The organism is Nitrospirota bacterium (genome assembly GCA_035873375.1).
Classification (GTDB): Bacteria; Nitrospirota; Thermodesulfovibrionia; order Thermodesulfovibrionales; family JdFR-85; genus BMS3Bbin07.
Map to the genome: position 1 here is coordinate 22049 of JAYWMQ010000004.1, position 21757 is coordinate 43805.

Below are 21757 nucleotides of genomic sequence, written 5' to 3' on the forward strand. Positions count from 1 at the left end.
TCTTCCTTAAACCCATCCCTGTTTTTTTCTGTATTTATGCTCTTTATGATGCAAGTCTTTGAGTCGTCTTTACAATCTCTTCCAGCTTTCTCAATGCCTTCCCCGAATCAATGACCTCCTGGGCGATCAGGGATGCATCCTTAAGGTCATCAGTCCTGCCCGAAACCATCAACGTAACAGATGCATTCATTACAACTATATCCCTTTTGGGCCCTGTTTCCCCCTTAAGAACAATCATCGTGGCCTCAGCATTCTCCCGGGCATCTCCACCTGCAATAGACTCAACAGGCGCCCTGTTAAAACCAAAGTCCTCAGGGGCAATAATCAAATTTTCTATAATTCCGTTCCTGAAACGACTCACCTTCGAGCCATCGGTGATCGTGATCTCGTCAAGCCCATCCTCGCCATGAAAAACCATCACATCCTCAGCCCCAAGATTACCGAGGACTCGGGCAAGGGGCTCTGTAAGCCTGTCCGTAAATACACCGACGGTCTGCCTCTTTGCACCTGCAGGGTTGGTAATGGGTCCGAGTATATTGAATATCGTCCTTATGCCCAGCTCCCTTCTTGGCCCCACAGCATACTTCATGGCAGGATGAAACAGGGGGGCAAAGAGGAAGCCGAAACCTGTTTCAAAGAGACACTCCTGTACCTTTTCAGGGGGAAGGTCTATCCTGACCCCCAGGGCCTCGAGCACATCTGCACTTCCCGACCTGCTTGAGACGGATCTGTTTCCATGCTTGGCAACAGGAACCCCGCACGCACTCACCACAATAGCTGCAGTCGTTGATATGTTAAAGGTATGGGCCATGTCACCGCCAGTGCCGCAGGTATCCACAACACCTTCAGGGGCATTAATCCTTGCAGCCTTCTCCCTCATAACCTTTGCTGCCCCTGTTATCTCCTCAACAGTCTCTCCCTTTATCCTCAAGGCAACAAGAAAGGCGCCTATCTGGGCATCGGTTGCCTTACCCTCCATTATCTCCCGCATGCACTCAGCCATCTCGGTCTCCGAAAGGTTGATACCCTGAACAAGCAGATTGATTGCCTCTCTGATCATTTCATCCATCCTCCTGTTAAGCAGGTTTACAGGTCATGGGGTTAATGTAACCACCTGTCACCTGTTACCCAGTTTAAGGAAATTCCTCAGCAGATCCTTGCCAACCGTTGTCAGTATTGACTCGGGGTGAAACTGCACTCCTTCAATCACATACTCCCTGTGCCTCACCCCCATTATCTCACCCTCATCTGTCCATGCAGTCACCTCAAGGGACTCCGGCAGTGTCTCCCTTTTAATAATAAGGGAGTGATAGCGGGTAGCCTCAAAGGGATTAGGCAGTCCTTCAAATATGGTCTTGCCGTCATGGTATATGAGAGATGTCTTTCCATGCATCAGTTTCGGTGCATTAATAATCTCTCCACCAAAGGCTGCACCAATGGATTGATGACCAAGACAGACCCCGAGCACCGGCTTCCTGCCGGCAAAGTAACGGATAACATCTATGGAGATACCGGCTTCCCTTGGAGTACACGGACCAGGGGAGATAACAATCCTGTCCGGATCAAGCTCCTCTATCTCCTTAACCGTTATCCTGTCATTACGATATACCCTTACCTCCTCACCAAGCTCACCGAAATACTGAACAAGGTTATAGGTAAAGGAATCATAATTATCAATCATCAGCAACATAAATTCAAAGTCCTTCCTCTGCCATATCAACGGCCTTCATCATGCCGAGGGCCTTGTTAATGGTCTCTTTATATTCGTTTTCAGGAACGGAATCAGCCACAATACCCGCACCTGCCTGCACATACAGTTTCCTACCTTTAATCACAATAGTTCTTATCGTAATACAGGTATCCGTGTTTCCCGAATACCCAAAATAACCGACTGCTCCTGCATACGGCCCCCTCTTGACAGGCTCAAGCTCATCGATAATCTCCATGGCCCTCACCTTTGGAGCTCCTGTAACAGTGCCGGCAGGAAAGCAGGAACGGAACAAATCAAAGGCATCGAGACCGTCCTTCAGGGTGCCTTCCACATTTGAGACGAGATGCATTACATGACTGTATCTCTCAACCGACATCAATTCCGTGACCTTCACACTGCCTGTCTCGGCAACCCTTCCCACATCATTCCTGCCAAGGTCTACAAGCATTATGTGCTCGGCAATCTCCTTTGGGTCTTCACGCAGTTCTTTTTCAAGCGCCCGGTCTTCATCCCCGCTAAGCCCGCGCTTTCTTGTTCCGGCAATAGGCCGCAGGTTTATATGTCTTCCTTCAAGCCTCACCAGTATCTCGGGAGAAGAGCCCACAATCCGGGCCTCTCCCGTATCCATGAAATACATATATGGCGAAGGGTTTATCACCCTCAGGGCACGGTATATATTAAAGGGGTCTACTGCACACTCCCGCTCAAACCTCTGAGAGACAACCACCTGGACAACATCGCCTGCCCACACGTACTCCTTTGCCTTCCTGACCGCTTCCTCAAAAACCTCCTCAGGGCCAAAGGAAGAGACAAACTTCCTTTCAGAGGCAGGGCTCACGGAGGTCTCTGAAACCCGGGGAACCGTCTTTAATTTCTCAATTATTGCATCTATTTTCTTCTCAGCCTCACTGTAAGCCAGCTCCGGAGAACCCTCAACATGCACAGGACAGACTATCTTCAGGCTCTGTTTGAGGTTATCAAATATCAGGACAATATCCGGCATCATGAAATACATATCCGAAAGCCCGAGAGACGGTTTGTCCCTGTCCGGAACCCTCTCGAAAAACCTGACCATCTCATAGCCTATATAACCCACAAGTCCGCCGTAAAAGCCGGGCAGTCCTTCAACCACAACAGGTTTATAAATGGCCAGCTCTTCTTCCAGGGCATCCAGGGGGTCGGCATATACTGACTTTTTTACTGACTCGCCATCCTGAATAACCTCGACATTGTTTCCTCTGGCCCGGATTATCTTTCTCGCAGATATGCCGAGGAAGGAATACCTTCCCCACTTTTCTCCCCCCTCAACGCTCTCAAACAGGAAAGATGGTGACGTAAAGAGTTTTAGATACGCAGAGACCGGTGTCTCCATATCTGCAAGTATCTCCCTGTACACAGGGATAAGGTTACCACGGCCCGTTAAACTCAAAAATGTCTTGTAATCCGGATACATCAGGTTATTTTAAACATATAAAGCTCTTTTTAGCAATTGACACAATCAAGGGGTTTATGATATTTTTATATGCATGAAGGCGCTCACACTATTAGCAAAGCGTATAAGGGAAACCAGGAATTTGTTTCGTTACAAGACCCGGTGCAGGTACCTCAAGACCGAGCTTGAGCATGTGAAGACTTTTTATGACGAGAAGCTCCAGGAAATGAGCCTGATACTCCAGTATAAATCTCATGAACTTGAGAGACGTGTTAGTGAGCTGGAAGAATACAGAAGGGAAACACAGCATCTCTTAAAGATTCTTGACTCCCTCGAATCAGAAAAAAGAACCAACTGAAGATATATACTTGCAGTACGCAAGCGTATATCAAGTAAAGAAAAGTTTTTCCTGTTATTAAAAGCTCTCGGGGAAATTCAACAACTTCAAGCGGGCGTAGCTCAGTGGTAGAGCACAACCTTGCCAAGGTTGGGGTCGCGGGTTCGAATCCCGTCGCCCGCTCCATAATTAAGAGACAAATGAAAATAGTGATGGCGTTCAGGAGTTGAAGACGCAAAGAGCATAGCGCATAGCGTTCAAAGATAAGACACATAGCGCGTTTCGTTAAACTTTGTTTTTACGCTTTACTCCATGCGCTCTGCACTATGCGCTTTTCATCTTTAAAAAGGTTATCGAGAGGCTGAAGACGAAGTTTTTTTGCTTCACAATGCTTTCACGGCGGCGTACCCAAGTGGCTAAGGGGGAGGTCTGCAAAACCTTTATGCGCCGGTTCGAATCCGGCCGCCGCCTCCAGACTATAATCATTCCCCGATGATCTTGACCAAAGCCCTTTTCTTTCGTCTGCCATCAAACTCCCCGTAAAATATCTGCTCCCACGGACCAAAATCGAGCCTTCCATCAGTCACGGCAACCACAACCTCCCTGCCCATAATCTGCCGCTTCAAATGGGCATCAGCGTTATCCTCTCCAACATTGTGCTGATACTGGGAGACCGGTTCATGGGGAGCAAGTTTCTCCAGCCAGACATCATAGTCGTGATGAAGTCCGGGGTCGTCATCGTTAATAAAGACAGATGCCGTTATATGCATGGCATTTACAAGCACAAGCCCCTCCTTGATACCGCTCTCCCCAAGACACGCTTCAACCTCAGGGGTAATGTTTATAAAGGCCCGCCGGGTGGGCACCTCAAACCATAGTTCCTTACGATAGCTCTTCATATTACACCCTCCCCTTGTATTGTTACGTTTTCATCCAAAATGAGCAAACTGTCAAATCATTAAATATGAAAGCTCAAGGTCTAAACAGCTCAAGCCATGTTTCACAACCCTCCAAAAGTTTGCCAGCTGCAGCCGGGACGGTCTCTCATATACCCCCTCAACCAGTTATATTGAGGGTGTTTTTGTAAAAAGGCTTTTACGTCAAAAGGCATGCCACAGGCATGCCCCCACCGGGCCTGAAAACTCATATTTTCCACCATGGCAGAATCAACGACCTTCCCATCGCCTGCTCCCCATGGATAGTAAGGCCCCTGACCGGCATGACTGCCATACTTTGCATCGTCAAGTTCCAGATGTCCGCATATTGTCCGGGAAGAGGGATTATCCTGTTCTTGAAGATAAACATCCCCATGGTCTGATATGATCTCTTTGGCTTTATCAATATCCACATCAATGCCCTCTTTGTCCAGCAGCTCCATAAACCGCAAGCGGCGGGCACCGTTGTAGCGGATATCGGAATAACTATTACCACTGCACTCCTGGTTGCGTATCCTCAGGTCAGCAGCCACATTATAACCGCTGTAAAAACCGTCATCCTTTTTCTCGAAACCAAGATATTTTAATCCTATCTCAACTCTTGCAATCTCTTTTGTTTTAATATCCCCTAACAGCCAACTACCGGCATAACCACCATTGTTATTTTTCCACATCCTGTTTTTCCAGTCTTCAATGCTTTGGGCATATTGACACGCCTTGCGGGACCGGTAAAATTCCGGCTCCTTATTATTGTCAAACCCCGAAAAACCGGAGATGGTGGTTTCTGCCACAACCAGTTTTGCTCCGGTTATCCACCAGTCTATGGTACTGGCAATATAGCCCGGAGGGGCTTGAAAAAGCAAGCGGTAGCCGTTGGCCGGATGGATATCCAGAATTATGTTGTAGTGATCCGACGCAGCATACCTGTCCCAGCAGTTGTGAGCCATGACAATATTGCCGTCTTTGGTGGCATTCCCGGTTGTAATAAATGCACTGCAGCGGTGTGCATTTTTAAACCAGTGCGGTTGTGAATCATTGTACATCGGCCACCAGTAACCCAGCAGGTCCTGGTAGCTGTTCCAGGTCAGGATCTCCTCAAAACTGGTCAGAAAACGATTGGCACAGGCACCATCGGCAATACCCTGCAGTTCCTGGGTGAATTCATCATCAATATGCCGAGGGAAAAGCTCATTGGCCTTCTCAATAAAAAAATCCCACTCCATCCCTGTATCCCATTTGGCCAGAAACCTGTTTACCCTTATGGCCTCTTTTATTTGAGAGGCAAGGTAGTAACCATGCTGAAAGCCGCGCTGGTAGGGTTCTCCTGCAATCCTCAGATAAATCCAGCCGTCTCTTGACTCCGGTTCTCCCCCTGTCAGGAGGTCTTTTAAATAGTTATTTGTCATCAAATTTTCCTAAAAAACATCTTTGGCAAAAACTTTGTTCCCCTATAAATACTTAACATATCAGAGAGATTCAGCAACATATAGCATCCCACGTTGTCCAATAGTTAGCCCCCTTCCCTCCTTCCGTAGCAACAATACCTACAATAGCAGTGCAGTTTGATTTGCAACCGATATCCGGTTTGCTGCCAGGTTTCGGAGGAAGAGTCTTTTCTTCAAATTTTCGTCCTGAAGCCCTGACCGTTACTTTGAATATCCCTGACAGGTTAGGTGTCTGCAGAATCTCCTCAGGATTATCAGAGTTTATAATTCCCGACCAACTACTATCAGCCTGTTCAATCCTGACCTCCCATCTGGTAATATATTTTGAAGTCTCATGTTCCGGCGATATATAGGCCCAAAACTGTGCACCATCACCCAATTCTACCTTGTTTTTCATTGTTTCTACGTTGTCCTGAAATTCACTCATTGTAACCCCCCCTGGTTTCAGGTTTTGAAGACTTTGTACCCCCCTCTGCTTAGCCAGAACTTTTGCTACAGACTCAACGGTTGCCATCAGCGCCGCAAAACCCAAAGCCAAGCAACGGGTTTTGCGGCTGGCTGAAAGGTTTAGCTATGATTCGCCTTCACCGATTGGCTCGGAACTGGTTCCCAAGAACGCACGGCCTGCCGCAAAGTAGATATAGACCGGCTTCTCGTTTCTTAGTACATCAATTACGTTTTCGAACATAGCGGAAGGCAAATGCATCCGGATGATTCCATTACTTACATAATCGTCCTCAAAGAACTGCCCCGGATCATTGAATCTGATCCATGCAACGACCTTTCCGTTTGTGTCCTTCAGCTGGATTTGGGCACGGTTGGTTTGATAACCGGAAGGACTTCCGTAAAACAGAACACTGTAACTACCGATTGTATGAGCCATGATTGATTCTCCTTTTGTTTAGTATTTTTTGTTAGACCTGCTAAAGACAGATTAGAAAACCTACCTGTTACCGTTACTCACCTCCTTTCATTTGAGACTTTCACCCCCCCTCTGCGGGCTTTGGAATAATCCGTATTCCTTGTATCTTGCCCCTTTATATCCTGAACGTTATCTGTATTACCATTATGGCTGCACTATAAACACACTTCCAGCGCTTCTTCAACAGACTCAACTCGAAAGTTGACCGACAACTATCCGGGTATCTTGAAATATTATACTGAAGCCGGACAATATATGGATGGTAAAAATACCCTTACAACTACAGGGTTTGGGGGAATGGGAAAGAATCATCTGTATTGGGCTACAATACAAGGATAAAATTCATATTACAGATTACACGGGGTTGAGATAGAAGATGATCTTTAGTGGAGTGCCTGCACAGCTTGTATTGGCCTTTTTAGTGGATTCGCTTATTGGTGATCCCCGATGGTTTCCGCACCCCATAAGGTGTATTGGAGAGTTCATATCCTGGCTTGAAGGACGGGCAAGAAGGTTTTGCCACAGCCCTGTGACTGAAAAGGTCTCGGGTGGAGTGATTGTTGCAGTCGTGGTTGGTACAACCTATTTTGCAACTTATCTCTTTACTGAAACAGTATCCTCCGTATTCCGGGATGTCTCGATATTAAATATTATCTCTTTAAATGATATAGTCATTGCATTGGCCGGTTCCCTGACTATTGCACTCAGGGGGCTGCGGGAATCTGCGGGAAACGTGCTCTCTGAACTCAAACGGTCTGATCTTGATTCTGCAAGGGGGCAGCTTGGACATATCGTCGGCAGGGATACGGAGGGACTGAATGAGGAGGGAATTTTGAGGGCAACCATTGAGACCCTCTCTGAAAATGTCTCAGACGGGGTGATTGCACCAATGTTTTACTTTGCAATCGGCGGCCTTCCTCTTGCTATGGCATACAAGGCAATAAACACATTGGACTCCATGCTCGGTTACAGGAATGAGAGATACATAAATTTTGGATATGTGGCTGCAAGGCTTGACGATATTGCCAATTACATCCCGGCAAGGCTCACGGCCTGGGCCATAATATTCTCTGCTGCTGTGCTGTCGTCAGATAAGTTGAGCCCTTCAAGGGCAGTAAGGGTGATGCTGAGAGATGGAAGGAAGCACTCAAGCCCCAATGCAGGTCTGCCGGAGGCGGCGATGGCAGGAGCCCTTGGGATTCGGCTTGGAGGGCCTTCTTCTTATAGGGGGGTTGTCAGTGAAAAACCATTCATCGGGGAAGGTAAGCGGGAGCTTGAAGTTGAGGATGGTGCTATGGCAGACAGGATTATAAAGGCTGCAGGAGGCATTGGGATGATTTTCTGCGTAATGCTCTCTATATTGATACACAGAATTTTAATCATATGATACAGCTTGAACAAAACAGAGGATATTAACCACAGAGGGCACAGAGAGCTCAGAGAAAAAAACAAGACATGAATTTGTTCAAAAGAAAGTCAGGGGTTTAAAAAAAAATTATAATTCAGTTTTATTTAGTATCCGCGTTTATCTGCGAAAATCTGCGGCCAATTGAACTCTTTATTCCGGTCTTTGCAAACTTGCCCCGGTTCAATGCTTACTTCTTCCCCCCGCCTTGTTATGTTCGGTCTTCCAGGGTCTTGATGCTATCACAAAAGCGGCAACAAGGGTCAATAATATCCAGTCCCTGCCAATCAGTATGAGCGAGGCCCAGCTATATCCTCCATATGGCTTTCTGAGTTCAGTGTAGAGGTCTCCAACGAGTATTATTCCAAGCACAAGGGGCACAAAGTATTTGATAAGTATATCCCACCAGAAACCGAGCTTGATGGTGGATATCCTGTTGATATGCTGCCTCAGGACCTTTATCCTGAAGAACCAGCCCACGAGTATGCATTCAAATATACCCACAACAATCAGTCCGTAGTGAGTAAGGAAATGGTCTACTATGTCGAGCCACAGCAGCCCTGCCTGCGTGGTAAAGATGACAGATCCGCAGAAACCCAGAATGGAGACAATAGTTATAAGACGTTTTCGCCTGATCCCGAATTTATCAACCATTGCTGATGTGAATGCCTCAATTATAGAGATGGAAGAGGAGAGGCCGGCCACCACAAGGCAGAGGAAAAAGATCGCACCGAAGATATTCCCTCCCGGCATAAGGCTGACCGCTTTTGGGTATGCAACAAAGGCAAGGCCTATACTCTGTGAGACAACTCCGGAGAGGGGTTCACCCTGTGTTGTGGCCATAAAACCAAGGACAGAGAATACCGCAACCCCTGCAAAGAGTGAATACCCACTATTGATAAACGCTGTCAGCAATGCATACCTGGTAATATTTGCCTTTTCAGGAAGATAACTCGCATATGCTATCATGATCCCGAAACCAAGGCTTAGGGTAAAAAATATCTGGCTGTAGGCATCGATCCATACCCTTGGGTCCGAGAGCCTCGAAAAATCGGGGGTCAGGTATGCCCGAACTCCGGACATCGCCCCCTCAAGTGTGAGAGACCAGAAGACGAGCACAGCAGTCAGCACAAAGAGCAGGGGCATGAATATCCTGTTTGCAAGCTCAATCCCCCGCTGCACGCCCCTGTGGACTATAAACCAGTTTATAAACCAGATAACGAGGAGTGCAAAAAATATCGGTGTCCTTATCTGTCCTATCTCTGACGGTGAATTGCTTACGGAGAGGAAATCCTTGAAGAAAAATGTGTTAGGATCATTACCCCAGCCAAGGTTAAAGGAGAGGAAAAAGAAATTAAGGCACCAGGCAACTATTACCATATAATAAAGCACTATGCCGAACATCACAAACGTTACGGCCCACCAGCCAAGCCATTCCCAATTCTTCCTTATCTTTGCATAGGCAAGAGGAGCTGATCCGATACGCTCATGTCCAACGGCAAATTCCAGTATCAGCAGGGGGATTCCCGCTGTCAGGAGGGCGGTAAAGTAGGGTATAAGAAAGGCTCCACCACCATAGTTATATGCCATATAGCTGAATCGCCAGATATTGCCGAGCCCTATTGCCGAGCCCACTGCGGCAAGCAGAAAACCAAACTGGCTATTCCACTGCTCCCTCTTCATCTATTCGGATAACTCCTTCACTCTCCGTATAATCTCATCTGCAATCTCTGCTGTGGAAAGGGAATCCGTCTCAATTAGGATATCCGCCTTTTCATAGAATGGCTCTCTGTAGTCAAGAAGGTCTCTTATCTTTTTCAGGGGATCGTCCACATTCAGGAGGGGCCGTTCTCCGGAAGTGCTTGTGCGTTTCAGGATGGTCTCAGGGGTTGCTTTAAGACAGACTATCACGCCCTTTTCCCTGAGGGCCTTCATGTTTTCCTCTCTCAGGACAACCCCTCCGCCAGTGGAAATCACTACATTGTCCTGCCCTGCAAACTTTCTTACGATCTCTGTCTCCCTGTCACGGAAGTAGCGCTCACCAAAACGGCTGAATATCTCATTGATCGTCAAGCCCTCGGCCTTCTCTATCTCTTCATCAAGCTCGACAAGCTTCATTCCAAGCCGGTTGGCAAGCTCCCTGCCCACAGCAGTTTTACCGCTCCCCATAAATCCGGTAAGCACAATATTTTTCATTCTTTCCCCAAAGATTTTTTCAGCCTCACGATTACCCTTTTAAAGATGAAAAGCGCATGGAGCAGAGCTCATAGAGCAAAGCGTAAAGACAAAGCTTATAAGGAGTCCCATGTCCTACGTGCTATGCGTCTTATCTTTAAACGCCTTTCGCTATGCTCTTTGCGTTTTCAAATCCCCTCAAAAATCTCCCCTTTTGAAGTGTGCAAGATTATACCGGATTTCTGAAAAAATCCGTCTACATATTCTTCAGATAATTCTCATAATTTCTCTTTGTCTCCTCCATGCTGTCACCACCGAACTTCTCCAGAAGGGCATCTGCAATTACCAGTGACATAACTGCCTCACCAATTACCGAGGCTGCCGGCACTGCACAGACATCAGACCTCTCGTATGCAGCCTCAAAGGGTTCACCTGTAACAATATCAACAGACCTGAGGGGTTTGCGCTGGGTTGGGATCGGCTTCATGACTGCCCTGACTACTACAGGCATACCGTTTGTAATTCCACCTTCTATGCCGCCGGCATGATTCGTTTTTCTGAGGACAGACCTGGGGGACTCAGCGTCAGGAGAGGGATATATCTCATCCATCACTTCAGCACCCGGTCTCTCTGCAAGCTCAAATCCACTACCGATTTCAATACCTTTTATGGCCTGAATGCCCATGAAGGCATGAGCAAGGCGGCCGTCAAGTCTCCTGTCCCACTGAATATGGCTGCCAAGGCCGACCGGCACACCCACGGCATGTACCAGGAATGTGCCTCCAAGGGAGTAGCCCTCCCCTGTTGCCATCTCAATGGCCTCCTTCATCCGGGTTGCCGTATCATCCTCAGGACACCTGACATCAGAGGACTCAGCACTTCGGGATAACGCCTTCAGATCCTCCACTTTCAAAACAGACGGGTCAATGCTCATGGATGCATTGCCTATGGCCGTAACAAACCCTCCAACAGTTATGCCGAACTCCTCAAGAAACCTTCTGGCAATTGCGCCTACAGCAACCCTCATGGCTGTCTCCCTTGCAGAGGACCTCTCAAGGATGTTCCTTATATCATCCTGATGATACTTGGTTGCACCAGGCAGATCGGCATGCCCTGGTCTTGGTCTTGTAACAGGCTGCACAGAGTCCTTCTCTTCCGCAAGAGGCGACATCCCCTCCTGCCAGTTTTCCCAGTCACGGTTTTCAATAAAAAGGGCGACCGGTGATCCAATTGTAACCCCCCATCTGATTCCGGAAATAAACTCAACACTGTCTGACTCTATCTTCATCCTGCCGCCACGGCCAAAACCGGTCTGTCTCCTGCCAAGTTGCCGGTTTATATAATCAGGTGTTATCTGCAGATTTGCAGGAATACCCTCGATAATGCCTGTCAGCCCCTTTCCGTGAGACTCTCCTGCTGTAAGAAAACGCAACCTGAACATTACCGTATCACTCCTTTCAAGTTTAGCCTATGGTCATTTTATGCTCCTGAGAGCTATACATATTAACATATTATCATCAGGGTTATCTTTTGGAAGGTGCAGTGCCATTGCTGATTATATTTATCGGTGGGAAAAGTTTGAGGGGATCAACGGGATGGGAGTTCAGGAGTTGAAGAGCAAATGGCTTCACGATTAGGCTGTAATTGTCAATGCGAGGAGCAAAGCGACGAAGCAATCTGTTTTAAAAATCAGACGGACATAGATTGCTTCGTTCTGCCGCAATGACAAAAAGGGCATTTCTTCAGACTTTTTACGACTTTATCAATCCTTATATGTCCTTGAAAGTAGAAATATGACAATTCCCAATCCGGCAAATACCATCATGAGGAAGACAGAAAAGTTCTTTCTGAATTCAAGTTCTTTAAAGGTTTTATCTATCTTTTCCTCAATGAGACCCAATTTCTTTACAAACTTGTCTGTGCTCTGCTTAACGAGGTCCACATTAACGGTATGAAACAGGGTGCGATATTCTACATGGGTACGGAAGAGACTCTTATCCTCCTCATCGGTAAAAACTCCCTCACTCTTTAATTTCTTCAGGTCATTATCTATATCTCTTATCTTTTTTTCTGTAAGGAAAAGCGCCTGTTTCATAATCTTGGCCCTTTCATAGGAATGGCATTTTGAACACCGCGACTCATTTATAATTTTTATACTCGCCTTCTGAATATTGTGAGAGCCGTGACAGGTTACACAGTTTGGCCCTGTTTTTGAAGCCTTAAGGGCCTTTCCGTGTCCGCTCTCAAGATAGTTCTTCAGTATGCCTATATGGCATTTACCACACACTTCAGGAACTTCGCTGTATTTTGGAGTACCGACAAAACCCCTTTCTGGCGACATAGCCATCTCCGCATCTTCCGGATCACCGCCATGACAGTTTTCACATGAAACATCGTTATGGTAATGCCAGCTCTTTTTCCACTCCTGCGGGATATCACGAAACTCGGGCTTTATAATATCCGAGGTATGACATTCAATACATACACTCTCCTCAACAAGGCCGCCTGCCCATGGTTTGGTGAGAAACTCTTTCCCAAAAATATCCCTGTATCCTGCATCAGCAGTTGTAGCAATAGTTAAAAGAGTTAAAAGCAGCAGTATTGAAAGAATATATCTCATGAAGACCTCCCCCACATGGTTAAAACGACCCATAGAACCAGCGATGCAGTAAAAGTGGCAAGCAGAAGGGGTCTCTTTAGTATGTTTCTCTCTGTTTTTGTATCAAAGAACGGCCATAAGAGGAATGTGCCTATCAGGGCTATCTGCATACTTATTCCAAGGAATTTGTTCGGAATAAGCTTCAGCATCTGATAAGGTGCCAGAAAATACCACTGAGGTTTTATATAAGCAGGTGTCATTAAAGGATTAGCAGGAATATTGGAGGCCTCCGGCAGAAACAGTGTCGGCATGAAGGTAATTACGAAAAACATTACAACAAGATACAACGCCACCATGTACAGCTCCTTAAGTACAAAATACGGATAAAATGAATTCCCGTTAGGGTAACTTACATGCCTGTATTCGGTCCAGGGCTTTGTTTCTTCAGATGATGCATCAAATGGGGGTGAAGAGAGACCTATACGCCTTATAAGAAAAACATGGATTACCATAAGTCCTACGAGAATGGGGGGCAGAAACGCTACATGAAGTGCAAAGAATCTGTTCAATGTAATGCCGGAAACAAATTCACCACCCCTTAGCAGATTGGCAATATAATCACCGACATATGGAAAAGCAGTAGGCATGGCAGTGACTACGGTTGTGGTCCAGTAACTCAACTGACTCCATGGCAGAAGATATCCGCTGAGGCAGAATGTGAGAGTTACAAGTAACATCAACCAACCGGCTATCCAGGTCAGCTCTCTCGGTTTTTTATAGCTTCCCATAAAAAATACTGAAAGCAGATGGAGGAAGATTACTGCTACCATCAGATTGCTTCCCACCACATGCATTAATCTGAATAGCCATCCAAAAGGTGCCGTCGTCATTATATACTGAACGCTTCTGAATGCATGATCTGAATGTGGGACATAGTAAATAAGGAGAAAAAAACCTGAAATAGCCTGAATTATAAATGCAACAAGAGCAACACCCCCAAGGGTGTAAAATATGTTTGTATTTCTCGGAACACTATAGCTCTTTAATTTAGTGTTGATAAGGTCCTCAAGACCTATTCTTGTTTCGAGACCCTGTTTAATCCTTTGCCACATAAAGACTCCGCTTTAGAATTTTTTTTAATCATTGCCGTACCCTGTACAGCATCTGTACCCTTAACCTATTATGATAGTCTCTCCCTCTACACGCAGGGGGTATTCTGTAAGTGGTTTTGGGGGTGGACCTGAAAGGACTTTTCCGTCTAAATTAAATATTCCAGCGTGGCAGGGGCAAATGAGATTGCCTTTCGCTTTATTATACCCTACAAGACACCCAAGGTGAGTACACACCCTTGAGAGGGCTATGTACCCCTTACCTGGTCTGTTAATGATAATTGCAGGGGTATTGTTGAGGACTATCTCCCTTGCTTCTCCTGCCGGTATCTCATTTTTCTGAAGGCTCAGTCGTTTCACTTCTGCCTTCCTGCTTGGTGGGGCAATGAATCTGACCAAGGGATAAGCAAACGATACCAATGTTGTTGAGCCAAGCAATGCCAGTAATGATTTCAAAAACTTACGTCTCTTCATACTTACCCCCAAATGCTCGGGTATATTTTAAATCGCGTTGTCAGTATAAACAAATGCAATCCCGGTTGTCAATAAAAATTTTCAATCTGCAAGACTGTATTACTTACCGGTTTTTGACAAAAACCGCAGTTCTCCGGTATAAATAGGCATTGCAAATTTCAGAAGCAGTGTATAAAGCATCGCTCCGGTAGCCCATATGCCCAGGGTGATACTCTTCTCGGTCCATGAAGGTGAATACTCATAAATCTCCCCCAATACCCCAGGAACAAAACCCGGCACTACAAGGCCCATGCCCTTCTCTATATAAACGCCTGCAATTATTAAAACACATGCAATGTTCAGGGTAAGGAAATTTTCTCTGGCCGTCGGACTCAGAAAGATGAGAAAGGCCGTTATATTAAATATCAGCGCACTCCACATCCAGGGAACGAGGGCTGTTTTGCCATGCAGGCCAAAGTAGAGGTATTCCATAGGTGCAAGATGGATGCTCCCGGAATAGAACTCCTTAAAGAATTCAGCACCGAACAGGAAGAGGTTCAAGCCTATGGCATAGGCTATCAATTCAGCAATCTTGAATATCGCCTTGTTATCTATCTCTATCCTGGAAACTTTTCTGACAATCTGGAATATAATTATCATGAGTGCAGGGCCGGAACTCAGGGCTGAGGCAATGAACCTCGGCGCCAGGATTGATGCATTCCAGAAAGGCCTGGCCGACAGGCCATTGTAAAGAAAGGCGGTAACCGTATGGATACTGATTGCCCACGGAATCGAAATTAAAATCAACGGCTTGATTAGCTGGATACTGTATTCCTTGCTGTGTGACATTTTATATAAGACATAAAATGAAATAAGGAAGTTTATTGCAAGGTAGCCGTTCAGCACCAACACATCCCATGCAAGGAGCGAAGATGGAAAGTTCATCGTACCGATAATGGGCATAAGATGCCACACCCTCTCAGGTCTCCCCATGTCTACCAGAATGAAGAGTATGCACATTGTAATGGCTGTAACAGCCAGGAGTTCTCCAAAGAGGACAATCTCCTTGATTGGCTTGAAGTTATATATATATGCAGGCACAACGAGAAGGACTGCCGCTGCAGCAACCCCGACAAGGAATGTGAAGTTTGATATATAGAACCCCCAGGAGACCTGATCCCTCATGGCAGTCAGGATCAGCCCGGTGTTAAGCTGTCTTATATAGGATGCAACTCCCACGATGATGAAAAACGACAGGAAAGCGAGCCAGCTATAGTACCACTTGTCACCTTTTGCCATATGTTTTAAAACTGTAAAAAAGTTTTTTAGCAATGCATACATTGTAACCCTTCCTCCTCAGATAGATTATGTCGCAAAGAAATAGTAAAATTTCGGGTATGTATTCAGATCTTCCTTAAGCCGGAATACCCTTTTGTTCTCAATACAATATCTTATTTCACTTTTTGGGTCAAGCAAATTGCCAAACTTCCTGGCACCAACCGGACATATCTCAACACATGCAGGGTATCTCCCGGCCCTTGTCCTCTGAACGCAGAAGGTGCATTTTTCCACCACTCCGGCATAACGGGGTCTGTTGCCAAGATAATGCGTTTCAGGATTAAGTTCCTCCTTGCGTATCCTTGGTTTTGCCAGGTTAAAGTGCCTTGCACCATACGGACAGGCAGCCATACAATAACGGCAGCCGATACACCAGTTATAATCAATTACTACAATTCCATCCGGCTCTTTCCATGTTGCCTGCGTCGGACATACCTTGACACAGGGTGGGTTCTCGCATTGCTGGCATTGGACAGGCATATAAAAATATCCCTCTTCAGGGACTTTTCCAGGATAATAGTACTTTTCGGATTCCTCAAGGTCGATCCATTTCTCCCCCTTCTTAAAGCGCAAAACCGTTATCCAGTGTATCTGGGGATCCCTGGACTGATTGTTTTCTCTTACACAGGCATAGACACACCTTCTGCAGCCGATACACCTTGAGAGGTCCAGTCCATAACCAAAAAGCGTGCCGGGCATGGCCTTTGTCGTCTTGATGTTAAACTTGGTATCAAACTTTTTATCATATTCCTTTTCCAGCCGTTTTATAACGGTCCTGATTTCATCTTCGTTCATTTCCCTGAAATGTTTTTGCAGAAAAGCGTCCCAAATAGAGGCGTCCGCGGTACCAAAAGGAATTGCAGTGGATGCAAGACCAAGAGCCGCACCCTTTAAAAAACCCCTGCGGCTGATTGATTTGGATATGCTGTTTCCTTTAATTTTATTTGGCATTTTTACTCCTCGAGATCGTTTTTAATGGAAAAACCGTGTTCAATGGATTTTCAGGTATTTCATCCGTTGGCTTGCTGTATTTAATATCCGCGGGCTTTATCGGTGGCGGAAGAGGCTTTAGAGGTTTAAATCGTGGCTGATGAGGATTGTGACACTGAACACAGAGACGATACTCCTTCTTGCCGTTCCACATGCCTGTTCTCTTGCCATGCACTCCTGCCTTCCAGTCACGAAAAATTGTCCCGTGACACTGGCCGCACAGGTAGTATGACTCCTCAAAGGAAACAAGCTTTCCACTTGCAAGTCTCAACACATCCCTGTTATCGGGATTGTGACAGTCAAGACACCACCTCTGCTTTGCGGCATGTGTAAACTTTATATTTGTATGATAGAACAGTTTTCTGCGTTTTTTATTTACTTCCATGTCTGCATGACATTGTGAGCAGGGGAAAATACCCTCCGAGAAAGGCGGCGGCGGCACGAAAAATTCCGGGATACCATCCTGATCTTCGGCCACAGCATTCATTGATAACAGCACAGAGGTCAGTAGCATAATAATGGCTATGAATATTACATATAATTTCTTCTGTTGTATTAACACCTTCAAATATCTTCTCCTTTCAAGTAAATTTTTTTTAAAGTCTGCATTTATTCCTGAATATCGTTATTTAAATACTTCCATATTTTACTCTTTCTTCCTATTTCACAATTGAAGCCCGACATCCAGCATATATCATAATCCAATATTCTCAGTGGGCATTATACTATATCCAAAAATTTTTTTGCAATGTTTTTTGTAACGGGACAGAAACCAAAAACGGCATAAAACAAACAATAACCGGGTTAGCCCTTTTCTTATCTTTTTCTTGTCAGAGTCGGCAGGAACAGGCATATATGCCTGTAATAACTCTATCCCTCGTTAAAGATTCCTGAAACCGGAGCCGTTTATTTCTTTCCTTCTTTCTTTTTGTCAGGAAAGAGTATAACGATACTTATTCTCCTGTTTTTCGGGTCACGCGGGCTATCCGTAAAAAGCGGATCCTTGTCTGCATAACCAACGACACGGACTATCCTTGCCGGAGATATCCCGAGTCTTTCCAGATCCCGCCTTGCAGCATTTGCCCTGTCGGCAGAGAGTTCCCAGTTGGTGTAATTACTGTTTGATGAATAAGAATAAGAGTCGGTATGTCCCTCTATAAAGAGCTTGTTACTTATATTGTTAATATTATCTCCAAGCACCCTCAGTATCTCTTCAGCCTTGGGGGTAAGTTCAGCACTGCCGGACGGAAACATGGAACTGCCGTTTTTATCAATAATCTCTATTTTTACCCCTTCTTTCACAATCCTCACGAGTATCTGATCCTTTATATCGCCCAGCATGGTTTCAACTGCCTCTTTTATGGCTTCCTGAAGGGTCTCAGGTGTTATACTCTTGTCTCCGAAGGTCCCGTAATAGTCCGAGAAGACCTTATCAGAGGTTGCTCCCGGCTCATTGAACATCTCGCTGGACTTGTCCATAAAGGATGTGCCTCCCTTCTCGAAGATACTGAATTCCTTGAAGTATGTAGCAACCCTTGCCCGTTTCTCCGGAGAAACCATCGTTACCAACCAGAGGAGGAGAAAAAAGGCCATCATCGCAGTTACAAAGTCTGCATATGCTACCTTCCAGCTTCCCCCATGACGTCCGCCTTCAGCGGTCTTTTTTACCTTCTTGATTATTATCTTTGAGTCTTTCATCTGATTCTCTCTCTTTTATCATCTTTCATTTCTTTCTTACCGTCTCTTCAAGTTCATTGAATGAGGGCCTGTCAGATGTAGGGATTGCCCTTCTGCCAAACTCTACAGCCATCTGCGGGGCTGCACCACCCACAAAAGAGACCAGTGCTATCCTTATAATCTGAAAACTGACTCCATCCTCCTTCACCTTTGCCTCGAGATTGGTAGCTATAGGACCGACAAAGCCGTAACACATCAGTACCCCGAGAAACGTCCCAACCAGCGCTGCACCTATGCTCTGACCAAGGACCTCCGGTGGCTCGTTAATCTTGCCCATTGTAAGCACCACTCCGAGAACAGCGGCTACTATACCGAGTCCGGGCAATGCATCTGCGACCATTGCTATGTTATGAGCAGGTATGAGTGCCTCATGGTGGTGGGTGTCTGTTTCGAGCTCCATCAGGTTGTCCAGCTCATAGGGCGGCACATTTGTAGAGATTATCACCTTGAGGTTATCGCAGAGGAAACTTACTGCATGATGGTTGGACATTACAGCCTTGTATTTTAAAAACAGGGGACTCTTCTCGGGATTTTCAATATCCGCCTCTATGGATATAAGCCCCTCCTTCCTGATCTTGAAAAATATATTATAGAGAAGACCGAGGAGTTCAATGTACCCTGACTTGCCCATTCCCCCCGAGGAGAAGAGTTTTCCCAAACTCTTCAGTATCATTGCGAGGACCTTTGGGGGGGCAGCTATGATGAGAGAGCCGATAGAAGCACCAAATATGATGACCAACTCTGCCGGCTGAAACAGGACACTGAGGTTGCCGTGCTCCATCAGGTAGCCACCAACAACGGCCCCCATGACGACCAATATTCCAATTATTACAAACATAGTCTCTTATTATTTATCGGCTTAATTTACTAAAACTTTAGGTCTGATTTAAATATGATGAATGGGTTAAAATATTCTAAGTGAATAGTCAGACCATTATATCTATTGGCGGTGCACATAGTGGATGCGGGAAAACCACTGTGGCCGAAAACCTACTGAGGTTGCTCGGCGGTTCATGGGGTGCAATCAAGCATACAAAGACCGCTTTTTACACCTCTGTATCCCGAAATCCGGAAGCCCCGGAGGATAAGGATACTTCCCGCCTCCGTCTCTCAGGGGCCGGGGATGTGCTCTGGGTTCAGTCACCTGAAGCCGGTCTTGAAGAGACGATTGAGATGGCCGTTAACATGCTCGCACATTGTGAGGGGATAGTGGTTGAAGGTAACGCTCCAATTGAGTTTTTATCTCCTGATATAGTAATATTTGTATTTGGAAAGGACACCGGAAGGTTAAAGCCCTCTGCTTTGAGGATTCTCAAAAAAAGCGATATAGTAATCTATCAGGATGAAATTCCCAGCTCAGACCCCTCGAACCGTGAGCAGTTTGAACCATGCAGGGATGAGATTATCCATCTTGGCATAAAGGAAAGGGCTTGCTTTCACAAACTCAAAGCTATCATCATGAATAAGACAGGGAAAACGGATACGACAGAGAGTTCAGCAAATCTGACTGAAAATGTGAGCAGGGAAGAAAGGCCTCACCTTGAGACAGACCCTCTGGTGAAGACTTCAAACAATCCGGGGGAAGAGCTCCTCAGACATGCAAGAAACAAGAGAATCCCTTGCAAGCTGGCAAGAAAGATAGCAGAGCAAACGGGTCTTCCCTATCATGAAATCGGCAAGTTGGCGGATGAACTTGGAATAAAGATTACAGACTGTGAGCTCGGTTGTTTCTGATGGTTATTCTCTTTGAACTCGCCTTGACTTTTTACTTTGCAGCAACAATTGTAGGAGTTGTAGAGCTTTTCAGGGGAAGCAGGGCAACGACCAGGATACTGCTTGTCCTTGCTGCCGTTGGCTTTATCCTCCATACCGTCAATATAGTCCTGAGCCTCCTGTCCGGACACATACCGGTTACAAATATGCACGAGGCATCCTCTTTCTTTTCATGGTGTATCGTCCTCCTCTTTTTTTATGTTGAATACAGGTACAAAATAGGGTTGCTTGGCTCTTTTATAATGCCGGTTGTCTTTATTCTTATGCTGTCATCGTCCATACTGCCCCGGGAGATAACACCTGTAAGCCCGATGCTCAAGAGTTACTGGCTTGGCATTCACACAGCACTGGCATTTTTAGGAGATGCTGCATTTGCCATGGCCGCAGGCATAGGGGTTATGTATCTTGTTCAGGAACATTTTGTAAAGACAAAACGTCTGGGAAGCCTGTTTCAGAGGTTGCCGAGCCTCCAGATACTTGATGAGGTGAGCTACAAACTCATAACACTCGGGTTTCCCCTGCTGACACTTGCGATCATTACCGGCGCCCTCTGGGCAGAGAGTGCCTGGGGGAGTTACTGGCGATGGGACCCCAAAGAGGTCTGGTCACTGATTACCTGGCTCGTCTATGCCCTTGTCCTGCATGTAAGACTGACCGCGGGCTGGCGGGGCAAAAAGGCGGCAATACTTTCAATCCTTGGATTCTCCATAGTGCTGTTTACATTCTTTGGAGTAAATCTGCTACTGAAGGGGGTTCACAGCTTTGTAAGATGAGGGTATTGGTAACCGGACTTAATCATAAGACCGCCCCGGTAGAGGTACGGGAAAAACTGGCCTTTGACGGCCCCGGACTGGAGGAGGGACTGAACAGTTTCCTTCAGCTACCGGAGGTGAAAGGGGCAATGATACTCTCCACCTGCAACAGGGTTGAGATATATGCCCACGTCAGCAACCCTGAAAGGGCCGTTGATTCCGTAAAGGCCTTCCTCTCGGAATTTCATTCCATTGATCCCGGGGCCCTTGAAAACTCTCTATACTTTTACACTGACAGGGATGCAATAAGGCACGTCTTCCGGGTTGCCTCAAGCCTTGATTCAATGGTTGTCGGCGAACCCCAGATATTGGGACAACTGAAGCACGCCTTTGAATTCGCCCTCTCAAAAGGGGCTACAGGCATCCTCCTGAACAGGCTTCTGAAGAAGGCCATAACTGTTGCAAAGAGGGTAAGGACGGAAACAAGGATTGCTGAAAATGCCGTATCCATAAGTTATGCCGCTGTAGAGCTTACAAAAAAGATATTTACCGACCTGAGTGAAAAGAGATTCATGCTCCTCGGGGCCGGCGAGATGGCGGAGCTGGCAGTCAGGCACCTTATCAAAAGCGGAGTAAGGGATGTA

At 46.2% G+C, this 21757-nt stretch carries 23 protein-coding genes and 2 tRNA genes; 7 read left to right on the top strand and 18 right to left on the bottom strand.

The features are described from left to right. Positions 1-43 precede the first annotated feature (43 nt). The 3 genes from trpD to trpE are packed head-to-tail and all read right to left on the bottom strand — an operon-like array spanning position 44 to position 3167. Positions 44-1060 carry an anthranilate phosphoribosyltransferase gene (gene trpD, locus VST71_00845; GenBank protein ID MEC4684268.1) on the bottom strand — a complete coding sequence of 339 codons (1017 nt, stop codon included), beginning with the start codon at positions 1058-1060 and terminating at the stop codon, positions 44-46. 57 nt (positions 1061-1117) lie between these two features. Then, a complete protein-coding gene (locus VST71_00850; protein MEC4684269.1) occupies positions 1118-1690 on the bottom strand; it encodes an aminodeoxychorismate/anthranilate synthase component II in 573 nt (190 codons plus the stop codon). 4 nt (positions 1691-1694) lie between these two features. Then, positions 1695-3167: an anthranilate synthase component I gene (gene trpE, locus VST71_00855; GenBank protein MEC4684270.1), complete on the bottom strand. Its 1473-nt coding sequence runs from the start codon at positions 3165-3167 to the stop codon at positions 1695-1697. 70 nt (positions 3168-3237) lie between these two features. Here trpE and VST71_00860 point away from each other — a divergent pair, with 70 nt between their 5' ends. From VST71_00860 to VST71_00870, 3 genes are all read left to right on the top strand, one after another. Further along, complete coding sequence (locus VST71_00860) at positions 3238-3501, top strand: hypothetical protein (protein MEC4684271.1); 264 nt, start codon at positions 3238-3240, stop codon at positions 3499-3501. A gap of 90 nt (positions 3502-3591) precedes the next feature. Beyond that, positions 3592-3666 (top strand) — tRNA-Gly (locus VST71_00865). 212 nt (positions 3667-3878) lie between these two features. Beyond that, positions 3879-3954, top strand: a tRNA-Cys gene (locus tag VST71_00870). An 8-nt stretch (positions 3955-3962) separates the two neighbouring features. On the opposite strand, the gene VST71_00875 is transcribed toward VST71_00870, so the two are convergent. From VST71_00875 to VST71_00890, 4 genes are all read right to left on the bottom strand, one after another. Further along, positions 3963-4379, bottom strand: a complete 417-nt coding sequence (locus VST71_00875; GenBank protein ID MEC4684272.1) for a secondary thiamine-phosphate synthase enzyme YjbQ — start codon at positions 4377-4379, stop codon at positions 3963-3965. 101 nt (positions 4380-4480) lie between these two features. Continuing rightward, positions 4481-5821 (bottom strand): C45 family autoproteolytic acyltransferase/hydrolase, encoded by a 1341-nt coding sequence (locus tag VST71_00880; protein MEC4684273.1) that lies wholly within the window; start codon positions 5819-5821, stop codon positions 4481-4483. A 70-nt stretch (positions 5822-5891) separates the two neighbouring features. Next, the gene (locus VST71_00885) at positions 5892-6287 is read right to left on the bottom strand and encodes a hypothetical protein (GenBank protein ID MEC4684274.1); all 396 of its coding nucleotides are present in this window, start codon (positions 6285-6287) and stop codon (positions 5892-5894) included. A gap of 144 nt (positions 6288-6431) precedes the next feature. After that, positions 6432-6743, bottom strand: coding sequence for a hypothetical protein (locus VST71_00890; GenBank protein MEC4684275.1), 312 nt, complete (start codon positions 6741-6743; stop codon positions 6432-6434). 415 nt (positions 6744-7158) lie between these two features. On the opposite strand from VST71_00890, the gene cbiB reads away from it, so the two are divergent. Next, entirely contained in the window at positions 7159-8169 is a 1011-nt protein-coding gene (cbiB, locus tag VST71_00895) for an adenosylcobinamide-phosphate synthase CbiB (GenBank protein ID MEC4684276.1), read from the top strand. A 201-nt stretch (positions 8170-8370) separates the two neighbouring features. On the opposite strand, the gene VST71_00900 is transcribed toward cbiB, so the two are convergent. The 11 genes from VST71_00900 to motA form a co-directional block, all read right to left on the bottom strand. Beyond that, positions 8371-9870, bottom strand: a complete 1500-nt coding sequence (locus VST71_00900; GenBank protein MEC4684277.1) for a sodium-dependent transporter — start codon at positions 9868-9870, stop codon at positions 8371-8373. Continuing rightward, positions 9871-10383, bottom strand: a complete 513-nt coding sequence (locus VST71_00905) for a shikimate kinase (GenBank protein ID MEC4684278.1) — start codon at positions 10381-10383, stop codon at positions 9871-9873. A 235-nt stretch (positions 10384-10618) separates the two neighbouring features. After that, the gene (aroC, locus tag VST71_00910) at positions 10619-11803 is read right to left on the bottom strand and encodes a chorismate synthase (protein ID MEC4684279.1); all 1185 of its coding nucleotides are present in this window, start codon (positions 11801-11803) and stop codon (positions 10619-10621) included. Positions 11804-12124: 321 nt separating this feature from the next. Then, positions 12125-12982 (bottom strand): multiheme c-type cytochrome, encoded by an 858-nt coding sequence (locus VST71_00915; GenBank protein ID MEC4684280.1) that lies wholly within the window; start codon positions 12980-12982, stop codon positions 12125-12127. Then, positions 12979-14073 (bottom strand): cytochrome bc complex cytochrome b subunit, encoded by a 1095-nt coding sequence (locus VST71_00920; protein MEC4684281.1) that lies wholly within the window; start codon positions 14071-14073, stop codon positions 12979-12981. Before VST71_00920 ends, VST71_00915 begins: the two co-directional genes overlap by 4 nt. A 60-nt stretch (positions 14074-14133) precedes the next feature. Then, positions 14134-14544 carry a ubiquinol-cytochrome c reductase iron-sulfur subunit gene (locus VST71_00925; protein ID MEC4684282.1) on the bottom strand — a complete coding sequence of 137 codons (411 nt, stop codon included), beginning with the start codon at positions 14542-14544 and terminating at the stop codon, positions 14134-14136. 99 nt (positions 14545-14643) lie between these two features. Continuing rightward, positions 14644-15864, bottom strand: a complete 1221-nt coding sequence (gene nrfD / locus VST71_00930; protein MEC4684283.1) for an NrfD/PsrC family molybdoenzyme membrane anchor subunit — start codon at positions 15862-15864, stop codon at positions 14644-14646. A 24-nt stretch (positions 15865-15888) separates the two neighbouring features. Then, entirely contained in the window at positions 15889-16812 is a 924-nt protein-coding gene (locus VST71_00935) for a 4Fe-4S dicluster domain-containing protein (GenBank protein MEC4684284.1), read from the bottom strand. Continuing rightward, positions 16802-17413 carry a hypothetical protein gene (locus VST71_00940; protein MEC4684285.1) on the bottom strand — a complete coding sequence of 204 codons (612 nt, stop codon included), beginning with the start codon at positions 17411-17413 and terminating at the stop codon, positions 16802-16804. Before VST71_00940 ends, VST71_00935 begins: the two co-directional genes overlap by 11 nt. A gap of 344 nt (positions 17414-17757) precedes the next feature. After that, on the bottom strand, positions 17758-18549 hold the full coding sequence (locus VST71_00945; protein ID MEC4684286.1) for a flagellar motor protein MotB: 792 nt from the start codon (positions 18547-18549) through the stop codon (positions 17758-17760). A gap of 25 nt (positions 18550-18574) precedes the next feature. After that, positions 18575-19426, bottom strand: a complete 852-nt coding sequence (gene motA / locus VST71_00950) for a flagellar motor stator protein MotA (protein ID MEC4684287.1) — start codon at positions 19424-19426, stop codon at positions 18575-18577. A 140-nt stretch (positions 19427-19566) separates the two neighbouring features. Between motA and VST71_00955 the strand changes: the two genes are divergently transcribed. The 3 genes from VST71_00955 to hemA all read left to right on the top strand — a co-directional run. Continuing rightward, positions 19567-20322: a hypothetical protein gene (locus VST71_00955; protein MEC4684288.1), complete on the top strand. Its 756-nt coding sequence runs from the start codon at positions 19567-19569 to the stop codon at positions 20320-20322. Beyond that, on the top strand, positions 20322-21134 hold the full coding sequence (ccsB, locus tag VST71_00960; GenBank protein MEC4684289.1) for a c-type cytochrome biogenesis protein CcsB: 813 nt from the start codon (positions 20322-20324) through the stop codon (positions 21132-21134). Before VST71_00955 ends, ccsB begins: the two co-directional genes overlap by 1 nt. Then, positions 21131-21757: glutamyl-tRNA reductase (hemA, locus tag VST71_00965; protein MEC4684290.1), on the top strand; the 627-nt coding region annotated here is incomplete at its 3' end. The genes ccsB and hemA, both read left to right, overlap by 4 nt.